The organism is Janthinobacterium sp. FW305-129, assembly GCF_020858115.1.
GTDB lineage: Bacteria > Pseudomonadota > Gammaproteobacteria > Burkholderiales > Burkholderiaceae_D > Janthinobacterium.
On sequence record NZ_JACYMM010000008.1, the window covers coordinates 195402 to 213685 of the forward strand.

Here is an 18284-nt window from a genome sequence, read left to right on the forward strand (position 1 = left end):
GTACGCTTAGACGGTCGACAGCTGCGCCAGGTGGCCAGGGAAATCCACGGCCGGGCCGGCCGCATTGACGGTGTCGAAATAATCATGCCAGCCCGTGGCGGCGATACCGGCCAGCAAGGCGTCCAGTGCCGCCTCGTCCGGGAAGCGCCAGACCGCATAAAATTGCTGGGCAGCCGCATGCAGCTTGCCGCCGTCGATGGCGCCCATGGCCAGCGCTTCGGCGCCGCTGCCCGACAAGGCCGCCATGCCGGCGCCCACCGTGGCGAAATACGCCAGGCGCGCGGCGCCATCGAGGGCCAGCCAGGCCGGTTTCGGGCTGTACAGCTCTAACAGATAATGCATGTTTTCTCCTTCGGTGATGAATGATCAAGCCAGCGAGCGCTGGGCGCGCTTGCAGATGCGCTGTGTGGCGGCATTGGGACTTTCCAGCAGCCATTGCGCGCACAGGCTGCGCACCCAGTCCGGCTGGCTCTTGGCTGCATCGTTGAGCCAGTTGGCCACGGAATCCTGCACGTAGACGGCCGGGTCGGCGCGCAAGGGCTGCAACAGGGGCAAGGCCAGCTGCGGCTGCTCTTTTAACTGGGCGATATGCGCGCACCACACGCCGCGCGGGCGCAGCGCTTCGCAGGCAAAGCGGCGCAGGCGTTCCGACGGATCCGCCGTCCACGGCGCCAGCAGCGCGATGGCGTCAGACAGATGCTCGGCCAGACGGGGCCGCAGCGCCAGCCAGGCCCATTCGCGCACGCCGAAGTGGCCATCGTCGGCCAGCGGCCGCATGGCGGCCAGCTGTTGCGGCAAGGTCAAGCCGGGTTGGTCGGCGATGGCAAAGCAGGCCCAGCCGCGCACCGTGTCGGAAACATGGCCTTGCAATTGCGCCAGATCAACGTTGGCATCGAGCAGCAATTGCCCAGCCAGCAGCATGCGCTTGGTGATACCCTCGGCGGCCTGGGCCCGCATTTGTTCCAGCCGTGCCCCGCCGATAGCGGGCACGGCGGCAGCCAGCAACTGGGCAAAATCGATGGCCAACCCTTCCGTCAGGGTGGTGCTGGCCACCATTCCCTGGTTCAGCAGGGCCAGGCGGGCGGGAGCGATATCGGCGACGCCACGGCTCATGCAGCACCCTGCATTTCACCCTTATCCGTCTTGCGCCAGGCTTTTTCCAGCAATCCACTCAACAACTGCATTTCTTCTGGCGTGAAATCGGCAAACAGGCTGGCGATCCACTGCGCGTGCTCATCGACCAGGGTGGCGGCAGCCATGTTTCCCTTGGCACTCAGGCGCACCAGCAGCTTGCGCCGGTCGAACTGGTCCGCGTGGCGCGCCAGGAAACCGTCGCGTTCGAGGCCGTCGAGCAAGCCCGTGATGGTGCCGCGCGTCACGCCGGCCCGCTCGGCCAGTTCGTGCGGGGAGAGCCCCTCGGGCACGTCGCGCAGCAAGGACAGCAAGACAAACTTGCCTTCCGACAAGCCATGCCGGCCCAGGCGCGTGGCGCAATCGCCATCGATGGCGGACGCCAGCCCCAGCACTTCAAAGCACAGGCGCAGCCTCCCGATGGATGCGGGCAGATCCGCGCCGAGCGCGCGGCGCTGGACGTCACCGAGCAGGGCCGTGTATTTCTGTGCGAGTTTTATCATATGGCACAATATAATATGGCACCATATTAAATGTCAAATGGAAAACCTGAACGGCTTTCCCCTGCGCCTAGAAATGCGCCTTGCCCCTTGCCCACGCGATGATGGCATTCGCATCGATGGCGCCCGGCTGGCGCGCCACTTCCACGCCGCGCAAAAACAGGGCCAGGGTGGGAATGCTGCGGATATTGAAACGGCTGCCCAGGTCAGGCGACGCTTCCGTATTCACCTTGACGACGCGGAACGCCGGTTCCAGGGTCCTGGCGGCTTGCACATAGAATGGCGCCATGCTGCGGCACGGGCCGCACCACGGCGCCCAGAAGTCGACCAGCACGGGAATGTCGCTGCGTTCGATATGCTTGAGGAAACGGGCGCTGGCCAGGTCCACGGGCTGGCCCGTGAACAAATCCTTCTGGCACTTGCCGCAGGTGGGCTGCTCCGTGAGCCGGGCGGCCGGCAGGCGGTTGACGGCGTCGCAATGGGGGCACACGATGTGCAGGGAGTCTGGCGTGGTCGGGGTCATGGCATTCCTGGATGCAAGCTGGTTAAAGCGCTCAATCAGGCATTCTACGGCGATTCGCGCCGGCCATGGCGGCGCGCACAACAGACAATTGTTGCTTGACCATAAATACTGCAGAATAGGCATCATTGCCGGATTGCCGTACCCTGCCCGGGACGACACCGCCAGCCCACGCGAGGAAACCCATGCACATGACCGCTCCCCCGGCGCACGCCGCGCTCGACGCCACCCTGGCGCGCCAGCGCGCCGCCTGCCTGGCCCACCCCGTGCCCACGTTCGCCGAGCGCAAGCGCGACCTGCAGACCCTGCAGCGCTATATCCGCGACCACAAGCTGGCATTGTGCGAGGCCATCAGCGCCGACTATGGCAACCGTTCCCACCATGAAACCTTGCTGGCGGAGATATTCCCCGCCATCGACGGCATCGATCATGTACTGAAAAAGTTGAAAAAGTGGATGCAGCCGCAGCGCCGCAGTGTGGACTGGCGCAATTTCCCGGGCGCCCGCAACCGCGTCATTCCCCAGCCGCTGGGCGTGGTGGGCGTCATCGTGCCGTGGAATTTCCCCGTCAACCTGAGTCTGGTGCCCTTGACCTACATCTTTGCCGCCGGCAACCGCGCCATGGTCAAGATGAGCGAGAACTCGCGCCACCTGGCCCGGCTGCTGATCGCGACCATGCCCGCCTATTTCCCGCCGGAAAAGCTGCAGTTTGTTGACGAGACGGGCGGCGTAGGCATTGCTTTTTCACAACTGCCGTTCGACCACCTGCTGTTTACAGGGTCCGGCCAGACGGGCCGCGCCGTCATGGCGGCGGCCGCACAGAATCTGTGCCCCGTGACGCTGGAGCTGGGCGGCAAGGCGCCGGCCATCGTCTGCGCCGATTTCGACGTGCGCACGGCTGCCGAGCGCATCCTGTTCGTCAAGTACCTGAATGCGGGGCAAATCTGCACCAGCGTCGACCACGCCTGGCTGCCCGAGGCCGGCATCGCCGCCTTCGTCGAGCATGCGCGCCGGATCATGCCCACGCGCTACCCGCGGCTCGATACGCCCGATTACACCTCCATCATCGATGAGGCCGCCTTCGAGCGCCTGCTGCAGGCCCTGGATGAAGCGCGGGAACGGGGCGCGCAAGTGATTTCGCTGCTGCCCGGCCCTGCCTGGGACCGCGCCACGCGCAAGATCGCGCCGCACATCGTGCTGGGCGCGCCCGCAGACAGCCTGCTGCTGACGCGGGAAATCTTCGGCCCCATCCTGCCCCTGCGCGGCTATACGAAGCTGGAGAACGTGATCGCCAGCATCAACGGGGGGCCGCGCCCGCTGGCCATCTATCCTTTCAGCAATGACAAGCGGACCGTGCAGATGCTGATCGACACGGTGATGTCGGGCGGCGTGTCCGTCAACGACGCCCTGCTCCATGTGGGCCAGCACGACCTGCCCTTCGGCGGCGTGGGCGAGTCCGGCATGGGCCACTACCACGGCGTCGAAGGTTTTCACACTTTCAGCAAGCTGCGTCCCGTGTTCTACCAGGCGCGCTACAGCGCCCTGGCACTGCTGCGGCCGCCGTATGGCAAGCTGGCCAGCCGCGTATTGAACTTCCTGACCCGCTGATTACAGGAACAGCGAGGCGGCGATGGCCCACATGACGAGGGCGATGATGCCGTCGAGCACGCGCCAGGCCATGGGCTTGGCAAACACGGGCGCCAGGTAGCGGGCGCCAAAGCCCAGCAGGAAGAACCACAGGGCCGAGGCCATGATGGCGCCGCCGGCAAAATAGAAACGCCCCATGCCTTCATGCTGGCCGCCGATCGAGCCGAGCAGGATGACCGTGTCGAGGAAGGCGTGCGGGTTCAGCAGGCTGAACGCCAGCGCCGCGCCGATCACGGCCCAGTAGCCTTCAGGCGCCTTGGCGGCCGATACCGTCAGGGCCGTCGGGCGCCAGGCCGACTTGGCGGCGCGCAAGCCATAGGCGATCAGGAAGGTGACACCGCCAGCCTTGGCCCACAGCAGGAAATTGGGGTTGTCGGCAATAAAAGTGCCCATGCCGGCCACGCCGGCCGTGATCAGGATGGCGTCGCACAGCAGGCAGACGAGGATGCAGGTAAGCACATAATGGCGCTTCAAGCCCTGCTTGAGCAAGAAGGCGTTTTGCGTGCCGATGGCCACGATCAGGCTCGCCCCGAGTCCCATGCCTTTCAAGAAAATTGCGCTGTCCATATCGATTCCTTTCCATTGCTTTCCATCACGCGCACGGCCGCCCACGCTCTGCCGGCAACGGCAAAGTCATCAGAGGTAGGTGGAGGGTGGTGCGGAACCAGGGGGACCGCGCGGGAGAGTGGAGTTGTTACCCTATTTCAACAGTGTAAAGAAAAAGTAAATATAAGTATAATGAATGATTCTAACCATATATAAGAGAAACTTATGCGCGTCGTCGATTACCGTGGATTGGCCGCCCTCGACGCCGTGATCGGCCTGGGCAGCTTTGAAAAGGCGGCGCAAGCGCTGGCGATCAGCCAGCCGGCCGTGTCGCAGCGCATCCGCACCCTGGAAAACCTGGAAGGCACGTTATTGATCATCCGCAGCCACCCGCCCCTGCCCACGGAAGCGGGCCAGCGCCTGATCGCCCATTACCGGCAAGTCAAGCTGCTTGAAGCGGCGCTCGACGCCCAGCCTGGTCCCACCACGCAATTGCCGGAACTGGCCATCGCCGTCAACGCCGACAGCGCCGCCACCTGGATCCCGGAAGCGCTGGGGCCGCTGCTGTCGCCGCCGTCCTGCCTGCTCGACATCCGCCTCGACGACCAGGACCACACCCTGAGCCAGCTGCGCGAAGGGCGCGTGTTTGCCTGCGTCACCAGCGCCAACGACCTGGTGGCGGGCACCACGGCCACGCCGCTGGGCGGCATGCGCTACCTGTGCGTGGCCTCGCCCGCATTCGCCCGGCAGTGGTTTCCCCATGGATTTACGGTGGAAGCCGTCAGCCAGGCGCCCGCCATCACGTTCGGCAGCAAGGATGCCCTGCACGAACGCTACCTGCAGCACCGCCTCGGCTACGCGGGCCGCTATCCGCACCATGTGCTCGGTTCGGCGCGCGACTTCGTGCGCTTCATCGAAGCGGGCTATGCCTATGGCATGGTGCCCCTGCTGCAGGCGGAAACGGCGCTGGCCGCTGGCCGGCTGGTCGACGTGGCCACAGGGCAGGCGCTCGACGTGCCCCTGACCTGGCATGCCTGGGATATCCAGACGCCCCTCACGCGCACCCTGTCGGACGCCGTCATCGCCACGGCCCGCAAATGGCTGCTGCAAGACAACATTGTTTCTGAATAATTTCTATGCCACTGCAACAACTCCTGCCCGCCGCGCCCCGCTTGGCCTACACTGCAACCATACTGCACAACGACAAGGGGCCGGCATGACGATCGTGCGCAACACTCTGCTGGGCTTGCTGGCGACGCTGCCCCTGGCCGCCGGCCTGATCGCCTGCTCGCCCTTGACGGCCATCAATGCCCTGTCGTCCGGCAGCGCCTCGAAGGTGACGCGGGGCCTGGCCTACGGCCCCCTGCCCCGGCAAAAACTCGATGTCTATGCCCCAAAAAGCCGCACGGGGCCCGTGCCCGTCGTGGTGTTCTTTTATGGCGGCAACTGGACTTCCGGCGAGCGCGCCGACTATGCCTTCGTTGGCCATGCACTGGCCGCGCGCGGCTACCTGGCCGTGATCGCCGACTACCGACTGTATCCGGACGTGCACTACCCCGAAATCCTGCAGGATGCGGCCCGTGCCGTGGCCTGGGCCGCGATGGAGTCGAGCCGCCATGGCGGCGACCCCGCGCGCTTGTTCGTCATGGGTCATAGCGCCGGCGCCTACAATGCGGCGATGCTGGCGCTCGACGCCAGCCTGCTGGCGCGCCACGGTATGCGCCCGCACGACTTGCGCGGCTGGATAGGCCTGGCCGGCCCGTATGATTTTTTGCCCATCGAGAACACCACGACCCGGCCCGTCTTCTTTTACCCGGACACGCCCGCCGCTTCGCAACCCATCCACCACGTGACGGCCGATGCCCCGCCCGCCCTGCTGATCGCGCCCCAACCCGGCCAGGACAAGCTGGTCAATCCGCAGCGCAACACGGGCGGCCTGGCCAAGGCCTTGCGGGCGCTGAACAGGCCCGTGACGGAAATGTATTTCGGTAAGGTCAGCCATACCACCCTGGTCGCCTCGCTGGCCGGCCCCTTGCGCATGCTGGCGCCCACGCTCGACGCCGTGAGCGCCTTTATCGACGCCAACAGCGCGGCGGACAAAGCAGCGCACAATGCGGGTACGCCGCGAGACACGGCCAAGCCTGCATCCCCGGCCAGGCCGCAGCAGCCGGCAAGGGCGCAGGGCGCCGCCATGCATGCTGCCGCGGCGCGCGCTGACGAAAAAACGCCCGCCCCCTGAGGGACGGGCGCTCTGCCAGACCAATACGCGCGACGCTGCATGTCAACCAGCCGCATCTCAAGGCTCGGCCCTCGCGATGCGGATGCAGCCGCCAGCAGCGGCCTGTTTACTCTTTACGGCTGGCGCTGCTGCTCTTGCTTTGAGCGGAGCCTGCTTGCGATGCGCTGCCGCTGGCCGAGCTTTCGCTGCCGGCCGACTGCTGGCTGCCCTGGTGGCTGGCGCTTTGCAGGCTTTGACCGTCACGGCTTTGCGCACCACGCTGCTGCTCGCGGCTGGCGCCATTTTGCTGGTAGGCCTGGAACGGTTCGGCCATGCGCTGCATCGCTTCCTGCTGCTTGCGCACGTTTTTCTCCGTTTCTTCCGAAGCCGTACGGGCCACTTCCTCGGCCAGGGCCTTGGCGGTGCGGCTCGTTTCATTCACATGACGCTCTGCCACATTGGCCAGTTCGACCTGCGTATCGGCTGCCAGGCGCGACACCTGTTGCTGGTATTTGCGCAGTTGCTCGGCGGCTGGCTGGCCCGAGGCGGCAGCCACCTGAAACACATCTTCAGCGCGCTCGACCGTCAGCAGGTTCTGGCTGGTGACCGTGCTTTCTTCCAGCAAGCCTTGCGCCAGTTGCATGTTCAGGTCACTGAAGTGCTGCACCGACTGGAACAACGACTTCGTCAAGCCATTGAAGAAAGCCAGTTGCGCTTCCAGGTGGTTTTTGGCGGCGGGGGTAACACTACGGGAATATGGATACATGGAGTTCCTCATTAGATAGCGGTTGGGTGGACACAAACAGATGGCGGCACCACCGACTACCGAACGCTTAGGCAGACGGCCGGGTTACGCCACGAAACGCGAAAAAACATATCCGATTGGTGGGACGATGCTTTGCAACGCGAGTCCCAAGGCTACGTGAGCACCGCAGATGAGGCATGATCTGGATCAAAGGTGCGCTAGGCTGTGCAGAAAGTTTTGGCTGGACGGCTTGCCCTTGGCAAACGTCAGTAACGGAAAGGAAAATCTGTGCCAGGCAGGCTCAGCCAGCGGCGCCCGTGCCCGGCACGACGGGCTTGTAGCCACGGCTGCGCAGCGACGCTTCCAGCCAGCGGTTGCCATACCAGCCACGCGCCAGCAGGTAACTGAGTTCCGCACCGGCCATCAGCAGCATCATCGGGCCGATGCGCAGTTCGCTGGCCAGATGGCTGCCAAACCACAGGCACGCATCCATCGCCAGCATGAGCAGCAACAGCCACCAGCGGCGCTTGGCCACGGCCCAGAACGAGCCCAGCAACAGAGCTGGCCAGGAAAAACCCGCCTTGACGTAGGCATAGCGGCCGGCATCGTCGGCAAACAGGGTGGCGCTGTGCTTCATGCTGCTCTCTTCAGGTAATGACCGGCCTCAAGGCTCGGGATGGTGGCAGACGGCTTCGACATTGTGGCCGTCCGGCCCCAGCACGAAAGCGCCATAATAATTCGGGTGATAGATGGCACGGATGCCGGGGGCACCGTTATCCTTGCCGCCCGCTGCCAGCGCGGCCTGGTAAAACGCGTCCACCTGGGCACGGTTTGCCGCCGCGAAGGCGAGATGCATGCCGGCATGCGGCGTGCCGCCCGCGCCGAACCAGAAATCGGGCTTGCCATCCTTGCCCATGCCGACCCAGCCCTGCTCTTCCATCACCACCGATACGCCCAGGGGCGCCAGGGCGGCCGAAAAGAAGGCCTTGCTGGCCTGTGCATCGCTGACGTTCAAACCGATGTGATCAAGAATCATGATGGCGCTCCCTGGAAGTCGTGGAATAGAATTGCAGTATGCACCAACATTGCCTTTTAGGCAATCACCACTGCAGATCCGGCACACTTGCTCCAGGGATGCGCCATGCGCCTGCCTAGCGCAGGTTGCCCGTATGACCCAGCGAATAGCGGCCCGGCTGCGGCCACACGGTCAGGCCGTGCGGTTCCTGCCCGACTTTCACTTTCGACACGTCGCCGCTGTTCGTATCGATGCGGTACACCACGTCGTCGAAGCGGCCGGACAGCCACAGATACTTGCCGTCGGCGCTCACATTGCCCATGTCGGGGCTGCCGCCGCCGGGAATCGGCCAGTTCGCCACCACTTTTTCCGTAGCGAAATCGATCACGCTGACGCTGCCCTTGCCCTTCGGCTTGCCATGGATGCGGTGCGTGCCGCGGTTAGCCACGTACAACTTTTTACCGTCGCGGCTCGGGTACAGGCCGTGCGCGCCCACGCCCGTCTGGATGAAGCCGATTTCCTTCAGCGTGGCGCCATCGACGATGTGCACGCCGTCGGCGTCCATGTCGGCGATAAAGAATTTCTTGCCGTCCGGCGAAATGCGTATGTCTTGCGGCATGCCCTTCTTGACGCTGCAGATTTCATTCGCCGGGCCGCCCACGGGGCCGGACTCGGCGAAGCGCTTGGCCGGCATCTGCAGTTTCAGGTAGCCGTCGACCTTGCGGCCCACCAGGTCGATCTTGGCAATGGTGCCGTCGAACTCGCAGGTGAACATGGCGTAGCGGCCGTCATTCGAGAAATCCGCATGGTTGATGCCGCCGCACTGGGGCGTGTCGATCGAATACTGCACCGCCATGGTCTTCGGATCGCGGAAATCGAGGCGGTGGCGCGCTTCGGCCACGACGATGGCCGACTTGCCGTCCGGCGTGAAGTACATATTGTAGGGATCGTCGACGGGCACTTCCTTGCCCGGTTTGCCCGTCAAGGGGTCGACCGGCGTCAGGCTGCCCTTGTCCGTGCGCTCGGCATTGTTCGCCACCCACAGGGTGCGCAAGTCCCACGACGGCACGACGTGCTGCGGGCCGCTGCCGACCTTGAACTTGTCGACCACTTTCAGGCTGTCCTGGTCGATCACGTAGACGTCGTTCGAGCGCAGATTGGGCACGTAGACACGGCGCAAGTGATCCTTGACGACGGGGCTCATATTGCTGCTGCCGATGCTGCCATACACGTTTTTCGGGTCCACCAGCGGCGGCATGCCCGGCAGCGGAGAATAAGCAGCCGCCGGCGCCGCGGCTACAGCGGCAGGGGCCGCTGTGCTGGCGCCGGTGACCTGGCTGGCCACGCCCAGGCCGGCCAGTGCGGCCGCCAGGACGGACAGGGTAACGATGGTGCGTCGTTGAGATGTTTTCATGTGTTTTCGCGTCATTTCATTGCAAAAGCCGGAAGTTCAGCACTTCCAGCGGAATTATTTAGGTCGTTGCAGCAGTTGCCTGATGGCGGCCACCGAGGTGTCCACCTGCAGCTTGATGCCGATCTGGCCCAGTTCAGCCGTGGCACGCGTGGCGTCGCCGCGCACGCCATCGGCCACACCGGGCTTCGGTCCGTGGGCCATGGCCTCGCTGCGCACGAGCGACGGGTCCGTCGCCAGCATCAGGGCCGCGTCCGCCAAGCCGGCATGCAGGCCGATCTCGGCGCCGCTATGGCCACGTTTCTGCAGTTCGACAATAAATTGCGATTGCGTAATGTCATAGTAATCGAGCAAGGCATACGCACGTGCATCTTTCGCCGTGGAAGCTTTGCCCCAGGCCCGATTGAGCTTATTCGCCACATTCTGCTCGTTCTTCTGGTAACCGCCGTGATCACCAAGGAAGATGATGTCGCGAAAACCATGCTGACGCAGGCTGGCGGCCGCCCCTTCCAGCACGGCCTCGAAGGCGGCCGGCGGTATCGAAATTGTGCCAGCGAAGCGCATGTGGCCGGCCGGTGGCGAAATCGCGCCTTCCGGCACGTAGGAAACGACGGGCGCGACGATGGTATTGCCCAGCTTTTGCGCGATCTGCCGCGCCAGCAGCCCGGCGCGCACATTGTGCTTGCCCAGCGCGATGTACGGTCCGCTTTGCTCGACGCCGCCGATGGGCACCAGCACCGTCGTGGCGCCATGGTCGATACGGCTGCGCAATTCCGTGCTGGTCAGTTCTTCCAGCATGACGCTGCTGCTGGCTGGCGTGGCCGCCATGACAGGCGCCGTAAGCAGCAGGCATGAAAACGTCAGGACGAACAGGGAAACGAGGGGCTTGCGTGAAAGGCGGAGCGTGGATGGCGCACAGGGCGCCGGTCGCTGGGGGAACTGCAGAGTCATAAGCCAACATCTTTCCGAGGTCAAAGGCGCCGTGCCCGGCCTTGCCAGGCAAGCTGGCTGCCACGCAGGAATTGTATTCCATCATGACGGGAAGGGCACGTTAATTTGACGCGGTGCTTTGCAAGGAATTGACCAAGAGAAACTATCTATCAGGCAGTGGTCGCCTTCGCCCTGCCCGCCTCGCCATCATGGAGGGTTTCGTTGCGTTTCTCGGCATAGGCCTTGAGCGAGCGCATCGTTTTGGGTAGCCCTTGCCGGACTTGCCTGGCAACGCCTGGCCCGAACAGAAAGGCAAGCGCACCAGTGAACCACACGCGGTGAACGACTTCCGATCCGCCATTGACGGCGGCAACCGTGTGCTCGAAGTGGATGCGGAACAGGGGGATGTGGCCCTCGACGGTGAACGAGCGGCCGGCCGTGCGCTCCGTGACCAGCATCGCAATACCCATCCCTTTATTCGGGACTATCCTGCCCTGTGTTCCAACAGCGAATGGCCCATTGAGCCCGGCTTGCTTTGTATCCGGATCCCACAGGTGCCATCGGTCGACTTCGCTCCAGATTTGATCGATGACCGTGGGCGTGACGGCAATGTGGATGCTTTCTTCGATTTGCGTCAATGGGGACTCTCCCTATTCATAGCAATATAATTAAATTCTGGCTGTACTTGCCGCAGACAGAGCCGGGCCATAACGACAGCCCTGTTTGGAGCCAGGCTTGAGCGGTAAGCCAGTGAGCAGGCGCGCTTGACAAGGCACAACCAGGCAAGCATGTCACACCTGGGCACGATGCTATCCTAAAAACGCTGACCGTGAGCACCTTGGACGTTGAGAAATGATGAACGCAACACACTGGAGGGTTGAAGAGCTAAAGCATCACACTGCGGATATCGTCTGGCTTGATGCCGAGGGTGCTCGCCGTGCCTATAATGTAGTGCGCCTTCATGATTCGAAGACGCATCACGGCCTGGACGTTAACACCGTTGGCTCCATCGAGCGGTTCGCATTCGGCAATGATGTGGCCAGCGCGACCAGATGCTTACGTGCCCGTATGCCGGGAAGTCAGCAGGTCGTAGTTGTGTTTGGAGAAGACGAATGCTTCGTATGCAGCAGTGTGTTCCTGGTCGAGAATTGGTCGGATATTTTTGTCCCTTCGCGTGACGACGCGATGATCCATTCGAACGACACGCCTCTTATCGTATTTTATTGCCATGAGAATGCATTCGAGGTGGGGCAGCGAATTGTCTTTGATTAAGAACCCGGTCCGACCAGGAGCCAACAACCAGGACGAGTCCGGTTCCGAATTGCACCGCTAAGATGAGCCTGCTATCATCGTTCGCATTCAACGCAACTACTATCGGAGTTCACAGTGACGGCATACATCCCCGCTTTGATCTGGCTGCTTTCGGCAGTGGCTTGCCACCTGATTGCCAAACGACGCCTTCTGAAAAAAACTGCGGTCAGGGACATGATAGTCGCTCTGACAGGCCCGTTTGCCATCCCCTGGCTTCTCATTGCAAAGCCCGAAAAACCCTAGCCACGCGAGCACCCGCAGGTTTGGACTGAACATCGGCAGTGGGGCGAAAACTGCTGGCGACGGCAGCCGGCCAGGCGTAGACAGTCAGCAGTCGTTGGCCAATGTGCCCACCACATTTTTATACTAGCTCAAGAAAGATCACATCTCTATGAAGCCACTTCGCCTGTTAATCTGCGCGACGTTGGTAATTGCATGGTTTGCAGCATCGACAGTCTTTGCTCAAACGCCAATTGCCGAACAACAGGATTCACGGGTCATAGAAACTCTGCGTCAGAACGGCGCGGATGTTACCAAAGTACATGACATCGATTTCTTTCTTGTCTTTACACGAAAGGACGACGCGGTTGCCACTGCAGAGAAAATCAGTGCCTTGGGATACGAGATTGTAGGCGTTGGCCAGCCGCCCACCACGAAGCAATGGGAAATTCACGCCAAGCGCAAGATGGTGCCAGAGTTGCAAGCAATGCAGGCGACTACACGCGCGCTGCAATCCCTGGCGGAGGTGCGCAATGGGTATTACGATGGCTGGGGTGCAGTAGGAGTCAAATAGCGGAATTTGCGGGACAGACGGCTTCATTGCGGCCACCGGCCGCAACCGGCAAAATCGGTCCCTCAACGCAATATTTTTATGCAAAATTCATTTATACACTTGGCAACCGCATTGCGCTAACTGTAAAGGTTTGTCTCACAACTTTATTTGGAGTGGTTATGTCTCTGGCAAACTCAGTAATGGGGTGTATCCCTATTTATGACCTAGTAGGAATTGGTGGCTATACTGTGCAGCAAGTTGAAATTGCCAGCATCAAAAGGGATGGGTACTTTTTTAGAGTTAATCATCCGGATTTTTATCTTTCCCTCGAGTACCAGGGAGGAGATTTCGTATTGAATCGTAATGGTTATGAGGTTCGCTTTCCCGCAACGGAAGGCGAAATAGATGGCATTTTTCACAACATTAATGTTCTTTGGAGTACCAATTCGCTCACTTTGACAGCAAATGGTAAGAAAATTACGACTAACACCCCCTATACGGTTCCACCCGAGTCAATTATTCGGCAAGCAAAGCTTGAAAACTTAATCCCAAATTCCGAGTTCGACTCCTTGGAATCGTTTCGCAGTAAAGTGCACAATTGTTTTGCGACGCTTGGGGATAAAATTGAGGAATCTTTGTCAACCGACATGTACTGGGATGTTTTAAAAGACGGAGGCAAGATAGTTGAAAGAAGACCCAAAGGCGAGACCGAAGTGCAAAGCAATTTGCATGCTCTTCTATATGATCAATTCTTTAGCCAATCGATCGAAGTTGTCCCCGAAGCTCGCAACGCAAGCGGAAGATTGGATTTTGCTCTTCTAGCCAATGTAAGAGGACTAGGGATTCAAAAGATAGCCATTGAGTTTAAACATGCACATTCTGATGACCTTGAGCATGGGTTACTTCATCAATTGCCAAGCTACATGCAATCAATAAAAGCAAAGTATGGAATATATTGTGTTTTGTTTTTTAAGTGCGGCTGGTTTGATCTTCCAAAAAAATATGAAAACCGCTTTACATTGGAAGTAAATCTGGCAGATATTCGTAACGTCACGAACTATCCTATTCAGCAAAACATCAAAGTTTATTCTATCCCTTTGGTGAGGCTTAAGGCAGCAAGTCTTAATGCAGGTTAGATAATTTCCATTAATAAATTATGCATTGTTATTCCGGAGTAAGGATGACTGGGTTATGGATCTGAAAATATTATACGATTAATTTAAGAGAATTCGCGAGTGTCCGCTTTGGGGCGTAAGCGGACTCACGCGCCCGAAAATGAGACAGGCACCCAGACTGGCGAAGGGCCGGGCGCCCCCTCCTTCCGCCCTGCCCGCCCGGGCAACTTGACGACCCTCGCCACAGGCGCAGCACGTCGGCGCTCGCGCACCGGACGGTTGCGCCGCACAAGAAAAACCCCGGCGTACCGGGGCAGTTACAACGGTTAAGCGCGGGCGCTGCGGCCCGGCAGCGCCAGGCGCCGGCTGGCCGTTGCCGGGGCCGGCAAGCCGCCCGCCACTTTCAACGGTTTTGCCTGGGCATCGCCGCGCAGGCGGAACACGGCTACCACGTCGACCAGTTCGACGGCGCGGTCTTGCAGCGAGGATGCGGCTGCAGCCGCCTCTTCCACCAGAGCCGCGTTTTGCTGGGTGACCTGGTCCATTTGCGAAATGGCCTGGTTCACTTGCTCGATGCCGGCGCTTTGCTCGTGGCTGGCGTTGGCGATATCGCCCATGATGTCCGTCACGCGACGGATGCTGGCGACGATTTCTTCCATCGTCGCGCCCGCCTGGTCGACCAGCGCGCTGCCCGTGTTGACTTTATCCACGGAATCCTCGATCAAGCCCTTGATTTCCTTGGCGGCCGCCGCCGAGCGTTGCGCCAGGTTGCGCACTTCCGTGGCCACGACGGCGAAGCCGCGGCCCTGTTCGCCCGCGCGGGCCGCCTCGACGGCAGCGTTCAGCGCCAAAATGTTGGTTTGGAAGGCAATGCCGTCGATCACGCCGATAATGTCGGCGATCTTCTTCGCCGATTCGTTGATCGAACCCATTGTGCCCACCACTTGCGCCACCACGGCGCCGCCCTTGCGGGCCACGTCCGAGGCGGACACGGCCAGCGAGTTCGCCTGGCGCGCATTGTCCGTATTCTGGCGCACGGCCGAGGTCAGCTCTTCCAGGCTGGACGCCGTTTCTTCCAGCGACGACGCCTGCTGCTCCGTGCGCACGGACAAGTCCGCGTTGCCGGCGGAAATCTGCGCGGCCGCCACGCTGACCGTATCGGCCGAGGCGCGCACGGTGGCGATCACGCCGACGATGCGCTCGAGGAATTTGTTGAAGGCAGTGGCCGTGCGGCCCACTTCATCCATGCGCTCGACGGGCATGGCGGCAGACAGGTCCAGCGAGGCGCTGACCCTCTCCAGGGTGTGTTCGATATTGCCCAGGCCGCCGCTGATGGTGCGGTAGATATGCCAGGCCAGCGCGCCCGTCAGCAGCACGGCCACGCCCAGCACGGCCAGCATGGTGTTGAACGCCGTATCGTAGGCGGCCAGGCTTTCCGCTTTGACATCGTCGACCAGCTTGTTGTTGTAGGCGATATGGTCATCCATGCTTTTCTTGGCGGCCGCGGCCGTGATGGCCAGCGGCGTGCCGGCCAGCAAGGTGGCGCGCACGCCATCCATGTCGCCCGCGTAGGCGGCGGCGAAGAACGGCACGAGCGCGCGGCGGTAGGCTTCCATGGCGGCCTGGTCGGCGTCGAGCATCTTGCTGTCCGTCGCGTCGTACAGGCGCTCGGCGCGGTAGGTGGCGATGACCTTGTCAAAATTCGTGTTGGCATCGGCCACGGCCTTGTCCAGCGCCGTCTTGTCGGCCAGGTTCGAGAACACGGACAGGCGGTAGCCGGCCAGGCGCGAGTCCGCCAGGAAACCCTTGGCCGCATTCAAGCCCTGGATGCTGGGAATGATGCGGTTTTGCACGGTGTCAAAGCGCTCCTGGGCGCGCTGCAGCTGGATGGCGCCGCCAGCGCCCAGCAATAGCAAGGCCAGCAAGGCGATGGTGAGGGTCAGAATTAATTGCTTGGTGATATTCATGGTGTTTCACAGTCAAAAAAGCAGCCTGGCAGGGCCAGGCGGGATGAGTAGCTGCCGATCGGGTGGCCGGGACCGGTTGCAGGCGGGGTCAGCTTAGGCCGCCAGCGGGGCAGCGTCGGGCGTGCGGCGCAGCAAGTCGCCATGTTCGCGGCAAAACGCCAGGCCCGCCTTGTGGCCCACGTCGAACAGCAGCTGCATGTTCGAGCTGGACCAGTCCAGGGTGTCGGGCCAATGCTGCTCCGGGATGCCGCCCATCAAGTCGAGCTTGAGCAAGCGCCGCCTGGGCTGGCCCGTGCTTCTGTCCGTGTTGTGTTCAAGTTCGAACAGGCGCAATTCGCTCTTGGAAATTTTCACCAGCGGCGTGATGATGGAGCGCACCCAGGCGTCGTACAGGTTGCGCGGCTTGCGCAGCAAGCGCTCGTCACCGAGGATGTCGAGGATGACCAGGGTGTCGGCGTCAGCGTGTTCACCCTTGCCTTCGATAAACGGATCGAAATTGAGCGTATCGAGGGCCGCGCCTTCGATGTAGTCGTCGCCGGCAATGGTCGTGGGCGCATACAGGAAAGGGAACGACAGGGCCGCGCGCACGTGAATCGGTTCGATCTCGTGCTTGCCCCAGATTTGCATGCGGTGCTCGCTGAGGTTGTAGGCATTGATGTAGAAATCGGGACGCATGCGCGCCACGCCCGAGAAATCCACGGCTTTTTCCAGGAAGGGCAAGTGCGCGCACAGGCCCAGGCTTTTCGCCGACAGGTCCGATGGCGACAGCGACGACACCATCAATTTCCCCCAGTCCGACCAGGCCGTGGGCACGCCCGCAAACGTTTGCTGGAAGGCCTGAAAAAAAGGATTGTTGGCCGGCGGCTGGAAAGCGTCGCGGAAAGTGCTCGCGTGCATGCCAGGCTTCTGGAATACCTTGTAGTTGATCGGAATCATCTTGTAGATGCTGTCGGCCACGCCCGTATCGGCCCAGCTTTGCAGCGCCTGGCGCGGCGTGGCTTCGTGCGGCGTCGTGTAAAGCAAACCCATCAGCACACCGGCGCCCGAGGCCGAGATGACGTCGAATTCGATGCCTTCGTCGAGAAACGCGGCCAGCGCGCCCGCGATCAAGGTGGAATTTGGTGCACCGCCACCAAGCAGCAGGCCCGTCTTGCGGGCCGCTGTCGCGGCTGGCGCCGGCTGTGGCGGCATCGTGCTTACTGTCTTCATGCACACTCCCTGAACGGAACCGGGCTCACGCCCTAATTGTTGGTTACTACATGCTTATTGCGCCTCATCTTGCACTTATCTCCACAACCATAAAGTTGATGCAATGTTGCGGAAACAGATATTAAATTAACATAAATAAATTCCTTATGGCAATTTAATTAACGCATGATAGGTATTCAGAAAGGGTATAAGTTGACGGCACGCGGCGTAGCGTGGTGCATCGCAGCAAATAAATATGCGGCAGTGTTAGGAAAAATCTCTTTGGGGTAGGAATATTCCTCAACCGGCCTCCACGGCGGTTGCCAGGCCGTTCAGGGGACGGGAGGTGGGGCTGAAAAATGCAGGTGGGTACACAAATGGTCAACAAAGACGCGGATTTTCGGTGACAGATGGCGGCTCGATGGCCACAGCACCCAGAACTTGCTCGAGTACGCCAGATACTCACCCAGCACTGCTTGCAGTTCGCCACGCGCGATCGCGTCGCGCACGATAAAGTCAGGTAAATAGGCCAGGCCCACGCCCTGCGCGGCGGCGCCGATCAGGGCTTCGATATTGTTGCAGGTCAAGGCGGTCGGCAAGCGCAGTTCGCCGCCGTCGCCCTCGGCACGCTGCAGTGCCCATTCCTGCAACTTGCCCGTGGTGGGAAATTTATAGCGCACGCAGGCATGGCCTTCCAGCGCGCGCGGCGTGGCCGGCACGCCATGGCGGGCAAAATACGCGGGAGAGCCGACGATGGCAAACGCAAACGGCCCCAGTTCGCGCGCCATCAGCCGCGAATCCGTCAAGGTGCCGCTGCGCACGGCCACGTCGATGCCTTCGGCTACCACGTCGACCAGGCGGTCGTTGAAGTCGAGGTCGAGCTCGATCTCCGGGTACTGCCGGGTAAAGTCCGCCAGCAGGGGCAGGATGATGCGGTAGCCAATCACGGGCAGGCTGACGCGCAACTTGCCGCGTGGCGCCTCGGCCAGGTGCGACAATTCCGCCTCCGCATCGCCGAGGTCGGCCAGGATGCGCTGGCAGCGCTCATAGAACAGCGCGCCCTCGTTGCTCAGGCTGATGCGCCGCGTGCTGCGGTTGAGCAGGCGCACGCCCAGCTTTTCTTCCAGCCGCGCCACGCTCTTGCCCACGGCCGAGGCCGACACGCCGAGCAGCCGCCCGGCCGCCACATAACTGGAAGTTTCCGCCGCGCGCACGAAGGCGGCGATGCCGTTCAGATTATCCATATCTTCTCAATTAAGGAATATTTGT

General features: G+C 61.6%; 20 protein-coding genes. 6 read left to right on the forward strand and 14 right to left on the reverse strand.

Features of this window, described 5'->3' with window-relative positions:
- Positions 1 to 6 precede the first annotated feature (6 nt).
- The 4 genes from IGS61_RS17790 to trxC all read right to left on the reverse strand — a co-directional run bounded on the left by IGS61_RS17790 (position 7) and on the right by trxC (position 2154).
- On the reverse strand, positions 7 to 342 hold the full coding sequence (locus IGS61_RS17790) for a DUF6616 family protein (RefSeq protein WP_230540892.1): 336 nt from the start codon (positions 340 to 342) through the stop codon (positions 7 to 9).
- Positions 343 to 366: 24 nt separating this feature from the next.
- Positions 367 to 1113 carry a HEAT repeat domain-containing protein gene (locus tag IGS61_RS17795; RefSeq protein ID WP_230540893.1) on the reverse strand — a complete coding sequence of 249 codons (747 nt, stop codon included), beginning with the start codon at positions 1111 to 1113 and terminating at the stop codon, positions 367 to 369.
- Positions 1110 to 1631 carry a MarR family winged helix-turn-helix transcriptional regulator gene (locus IGS61_RS17800; protein ID WP_230541024.1) on the reverse strand — a complete coding sequence of 174 codons (522 nt, stop codon included), beginning with the start codon at positions 1629 to 1631 and terminating at the stop codon, positions 1110 to 1112. The genes IGS61_RS17795 and IGS61_RS17800 overlap by 4 nt, the downstream gene beginning before the upstream one ends.
- A gap of 70 nt (positions 1632 to 1701) precedes the next feature.
- A complete protein-coding gene (gene trxC / locus IGS61_RS17805) occupies positions 1702 to 2154 on the reverse strand; it encodes a thioredoxin TrxC (RefSeq protein ID WP_230540894.1) in 453 nt (150 codons plus the stop codon).
- A gap of 188 nt (positions 2155 to 2342) precedes the next feature.
- Here trxC and IGS61_RS17810 point away from each other — a divergent pair, with 188 nt between their 5' ends.
- The gene (locus tag IGS61_RS17810; protein ID WP_230540895.1) at positions 2343 to 3758 is read left to right on the forward strand and encodes a coniferyl aldehyde dehydrogenase; all 1416 of its coding nucleotides are present in this window, start codon (positions 2343 to 2345) and stop codon (positions 3756 to 3758) included.
- Here the strand turns inward: IGS61_RS17810 and IGS61_RS17815 are convergent, their stop codons facing one another.
- Positions 3759 to 4364, reverse strand: coding sequence for a LysE/ArgO family amino acid transporter (locus IGS61_RS17815; RefSeq protein ID WP_230540896.1), 606 nt, complete (start codon positions 4362 to 4364; stop codon positions 3759 to 3761).
- A 204-nt stretch (positions 4365 to 4568) separates the two neighbouring features.
- On the opposite strand from IGS61_RS17815, the gene IGS61_RS17820 reads away from it, so the two are divergent.
- Positions 4569 to 5474, forward strand: coding sequence for a LysR family transcriptional regulator ArgP (locus tag IGS61_RS17820; RefSeq protein ID WP_230540897.1), 906 nt, complete (start codon positions 4569 to 4571; stop codon positions 5472 to 5474).
- 85 nt (positions 5475 to 5559) lie between these two features.
- A complete protein-coding gene (locus IGS61_RS17825) occupies positions 5560 to 6582 on the forward strand; it encodes an alpha/beta hydrolase (RefSeq protein ID WP_230540898.1) in 1023 nt (340 codons plus the stop codon).
- Positions 6583 to 6688: 106 nt separating this feature from the next.
- On the opposite strand, the gene IGS61_RS17830 is transcribed toward IGS61_RS17825, so the two are convergent.
- The 6 genes from IGS61_RS17830 to IGS61_RS17855 form a co-directional block, all read right to left on the reverse strand.
- On the reverse strand, positions 6689 to 7327 hold the full coding sequence (locus IGS61_RS17830) for a phasin family protein (RefSeq protein ID WP_230540899.1): 639 nt from the start codon (positions 7325 to 7327) through the stop codon (positions 6689 to 6691).
- Positions 7328 to 7607: 280 nt separating this feature from the next.
- Positions 7608 to 7943: a hypothetical protein gene (locus IGS61_RS17835; protein ID WP_230540900.1), complete on the reverse strand. Its 336-nt coding sequence runs from the start codon at positions 7941 to 7943 to the stop codon at positions 7608 to 7610.
- 27 nt (positions 7944 to 7970) lie between these two features.
- Positions 7971 to 8342 (reverse strand): VOC family protein, encoded by a 372-nt coding sequence (locus tag IGS61_RS17840; protein ID WP_230540901.1) that lies wholly within the window; start codon positions 8340 to 8342, stop codon positions 7971 to 7973.
- A 115-nt stretch (positions 8343 to 8457) separates the two neighbouring features.
- The gene (locus IGS61_RS17845; protein WP_230540902.1) at positions 8458 to 9735 is read right to left on the reverse strand and encodes a YncE family protein; all 1278 of its coding nucleotides are present in this window, start codon (positions 9733 to 9735) and stop codon (positions 8458 to 8460) included.
- 54 nt (positions 9736 to 9789) lie between these two features.
- A complete protein-coding gene (locus IGS61_RS17850) occupies positions 9790 to 10560 on the reverse strand; it encodes a creatininase family protein (protein ID WP_230540903.1) in 771 nt (256 codons plus the stop codon).
- 272 nt (positions 10561 to 10832) lie between these two features.
- Positions 10833 to 11300 (reverse strand): SRPBCC family protein, encoded by a 468-nt coding sequence (locus IGS61_RS17855; RefSeq protein WP_230540904.1) that lies wholly within the window; start codon positions 11298 to 11300, stop codon positions 10833 to 10835.
- Between the two features lie 214 nt (positions 11301 to 11514).
- Between IGS61_RS17855 and IGS61_RS17860 the strand changes: the two genes are divergently transcribed.
- The 3 genes from IGS61_RS17860 to IGS61_RS17870 all read left to right on the forward strand — a co-directional run bounded on the left by IGS61_RS17860 (position 11515) and on the right by IGS61_RS17870 (position 13881).
- On the forward strand, positions 11515 to 11934 hold the full coding sequence (locus IGS61_RS17860) for a hypothetical protein (protein WP_230540905.1): 420 nt from the start codon (positions 11515 to 11517) through the stop codon (positions 11932 to 11934).
- Between the two features lie 430 nt (positions 11935 to 12364).
- On the forward strand, positions 12365 to 12766 hold the full coding sequence (locus tag IGS61_RS17865; RefSeq protein ID WP_230540906.1) for a ribonuclease E inhibitor RraB: 402 nt from the start codon (positions 12365 to 12367) through the stop codon (positions 12764 to 12766).
- Positions 12767 to 12924: 158 nt separating this feature from the next.
- Positions 12925 to 13881 (forward strand): hypothetical protein, encoded by a 957-nt coding sequence (locus tag IGS61_RS17870; RefSeq protein ID WP_230540907.1) that lies wholly within the window; start codon positions 12925 to 12927, stop codon positions 13879 to 13881.
- 305 nt (positions 13882 to 14186) lie between these two features.
- Here IGS61_RS17870 and IGS61_RS17875 read toward each other — a convergent pair whose 3' ends face one another.
- The 3 genes from IGS61_RS17875 to IGS61_RS17885 all read right to left on the reverse strand — a co-directional run bounded on the left by IGS61_RS17875 (position 14187) and on the right by IGS61_RS17885 (position 18259).
- Complete coding sequence (locus IGS61_RS17875; RefSeq protein ID WP_230540908.1) at positions 14187 to 15827, reverse strand: methyl-accepting chemotaxis protein; 1641 nt, start codon at positions 15825 to 15827, stop codon at positions 14187 to 14189.
- A gap of 93 nt (positions 15828 to 15920) precedes the next feature.
- On the reverse strand, positions 15921 to 17036 hold the full coding sequence (locus tag IGS61_RS17880; protein ID WP_442908079.1) for a patatin-like phospholipase family protein: 1116 nt from the start codon (positions 17034 to 17036) through the stop codon (positions 15921 to 15923).
- Between the two features lie 311 nt (positions 17037 to 17347).
- Positions 17348 to 18259: a LysR family transcriptional regulator gene (locus IGS61_RS17885; RefSeq protein WP_230540909.1), complete on the reverse strand. Its 912-nt coding sequence runs from the start codon at positions 18257 to 18259 to the stop codon at positions 17348 to 17350.
- Between the last annotated feature and the right edge of the window lie 25 nt (positions 18260 to 18284).